Below are 2,435 nucleotides of genomic sequence, written 5' to 3'. Positions count from 1 at the left end.
AAAAAAATATCATATTTTGTTTTAATAAGTTTTCCAGTTCATCCAATTCACTTTTATGTACGTTCTCAGATTTTGGAATTGTATAAGTTGTAAAACCGAATGGGCTTTTTTCATGAACTTTTACTTGGCTTACATGCTCAATAATTTTATTAGAGAGGTTGATAGCTTTGGCTTTCCCTTCTCTTTCATTAAGCTCCATTGCTCGTTCTCTTAATACACTTTCTAATTTTTCAGGAATGATAAACCATGATGGATTTCCCATAGCTGAAGGATACCCTTTAGGGGATGCCTCAGAACCATTCCAACGCAAAGCCAATTTATCTTTTGACTCTCCTGACTCGTCCACCCAATTAAGAACAGCTAAGGAAAATGAATCCTCTGCACCATCATAAAGTACATGAACACTTTTCACATTTTTTCGTGGAGTTTTTACATCTGTAGGTCGAATATAGTTCATGATTAATCCATAAATGTATTTATACACGTAGTTAAACACATAAAAAAATACATGTAAACACATGTGTATTTGGTTTGTTATAAACTAAAATAAAGAAGTTCATTTAACATAATGGCGCTTATGCGAAACCAATTTTAAAAAGTTATTGTTTTTAAGGTATTTAAAAAATTAGTCATGACTAAAAAATAGGTAAAAAGCCGACTCCGAAACAAGTCGGCTGCTTTTTAAGCACTTTTGTCACTTTTAGCCAATAAAGTCGATTAAAAAATACTCAAAATTTCATTTTTTCCTGATTTCTCAAGACTCTCATTTCTGAAATTATCCCCATTTCCTGCGGACAATTCTTGGGATAATTTGAGGATATCTCCATGTACGTTCTGGCGTACAGGCATTCAAGAAAATCACCAATAGGCAGACACCATCAGATTGCATATTATGGCTTCATCGAAAACAGGATGTTCCACATAACAACAATAAGATCAGCGACAGGACGCGAGGGATGACAGGAGTTGACCCTAGTACCAAATACGAAAAACCCCGACAGGATGTCGGGGTTTTTTATTGTCTGAATATTTTCGGATAATCCGTATTATATTAATTTTAGTTGAACTTAAAACTAGGCATAAAGACAAATGAAAATAGGGATCTTTTGGTACTGGAATAATCAAGTCATTGGTATTGCACATTCCTTTAATATTACGAAAGCAGACTCTATTGGCCTGATTGATAGCCCATATACACATATTGAATATTGGATTACATTGCAAGAAAAGTATTCTGAACTACAAAACTATGAGTATGAACAGATCCCAAGAGGTCGAGTAATTTTTGATACCAACAAAGAAAAATCAATTATTTATTTGGATAAGACATTGTTATATAAATCAAAAATTAATAAAGTCTATGATTTTTTTAATTTAAATCCAGAACAATCGGTGCTAAAAAAAGACTCACACTATCAAATTTGACCAACACTACTGTTAGATCAACAAACTTGCGTTAAAATACACACGATCACTCTTAGAATGGTAAGCGATATGAGAAAACGTCTTAAAGATTATAATATTGAACAAGTATCTAGTCGTGAAAAGGTTTCTGGACAAGTTTTACCTATAAAGTTTAGTAATGATGAAGCAACTAAACGAGTTGTTATGCATAGTGCTAGACGAGTGATCCAGCAACATAAAGCAGAAATACAAGAGTTAGCTTATAAATGAGCTTGATTAGTTCGACATTCGTAATTGCTGTACATGACGAGATTTTGCTTCAAACAGGTGTAGGTCGATCTGGTTGCCAGATTGAGAAACTGGAAAGCGTCCTAAACCGTATAGATCAGCAAATGTATTACAGTAATGTGAGTGATATCTTTGAAATTGCTGCATGGTTTGGTATTGCAATTTCTAAAGGGCATGCATTTGTCGATGGAAATAAAAGAACAGGGCTAGCAGTGATGCTAACTTATCTTGAAATCCAAGGTGTGACCATTCAAGAACACACGGGTTTAGATGATTTAATGGTTGATATCGTTGAATCCCAAGAAGATCATGAGCTTTTAGCCAAACTGGTAGCAGGATTCTTATATGAGCTATCTATAATTTAATTTATTCAATCTGTATTTTTATTTTTGGGTCGTTAATGTTAGAAAGTATCTCCTTATAAATTAAATAGTTTTCATCATCTCGGCATACAAAAAATACTTCTTCAACACAGTCATATTGGGGAAGTATTGAAAGTATGGTACCAATTGCAATTTCGGCTGCCAGTTGGCGAGGAAAACCATAAACACCTGTACTGATGTTTGGAAAAGAAATAGTTTTTACACCAACATGGTTAGCTTTCATAATCGCATTACTATAAGCATCACAAAGCAATTGTGGCTCATTACGCTCACCATCTAACCATCTTGGCCCAACAGCATGAATAAGATATTGGGCAGGCAGGTTTCCAGCAGTAGTAACTTCTGCTTGTCCAGTTGAAC

Annotated in this window: 5 protein-coding genes; 3 read left to right on the top strand and 2 right to left on the bottom strand. The window is 34.3% G+C overall.

All coding sequences use genetic code 11. The features are described 5' to 3' along the window. The coding region (locus I593_RS17940) for a hypothetical protein (protein ID WP_016165289.1) at positions 1-457 on the bottom strand (457 nt) is incomplete at its 3' end. Between the two features lie 632 nt (positions 458-1,089). Here I593_RS17940 and I593_RS17935 point away from each other — a divergent pair. The 3 genes from I593_RS17935 (at position 1,090) to I593_RS17925 (ending at position 2,057) form a co-directional block, all read left to right on the top strand. Next, positions 1,090-1,425: a hypothetical protein gene (locus tag I593_RS17935; RefSeq protein WP_002125021.1), complete on the top strand. Its 336-nt coding sequence runs from the start codon at positions 1,090-1,092 to the stop codon at positions 1,423-1,425. A 69-nt stretch (positions 1,426-1,494) separates the two neighbouring features. Continuing rightward, positions 1,495-1,674: a hypothetical protein gene (locus tag I593_RS17930; RefSeq protein ID WP_026441249.1), complete on the top strand. Its 180-nt coding sequence runs from the start codon at positions 1,495-1,497 to the stop codon at positions 1,672-1,674. Beyond that, positions 1,671-2,057, top strand: coding sequence for a type II toxin-antitoxin system death-on-curing family toxin (locus I593_RS17925; RefSeq protein WP_002125026.1), 387 nt, complete (start codon positions 1,671-1,673; stop codon positions 2,055-2,057). The genes I593_RS17930 and I593_RS17925 overlap by 4 nt, the downstream gene beginning before the upstream one ends. Before the next feature lies 1 nt (position 2,058). On the opposite strand, the gene I593_RS17920 is transcribed toward I593_RS17925, so the two are convergent. Then, positions 2,059-2,435 (bottom strand): macro domain-containing protein (locus tag I593_RS17920; protein ID WP_016165288.1); only part of this gene is annotated, 377 nt, incomplete at its 5' end.

Source organism: Acinetobacter tandoii DSM 14970 = CIP 107469, assembly GCF_000400735.1.
Classification (GTDB): Bacteria; Pseudomonadota; Gammaproteobacteria; order Pseudomonadales; family Moraxellaceae; genus Acinetobacter; species Acinetobacter tandoii.
The sequence above is the reverse complement of the archived record's forward strand: the minus strand, read 5'-3'. Positions and strand labels throughout refer to the sequence as shown.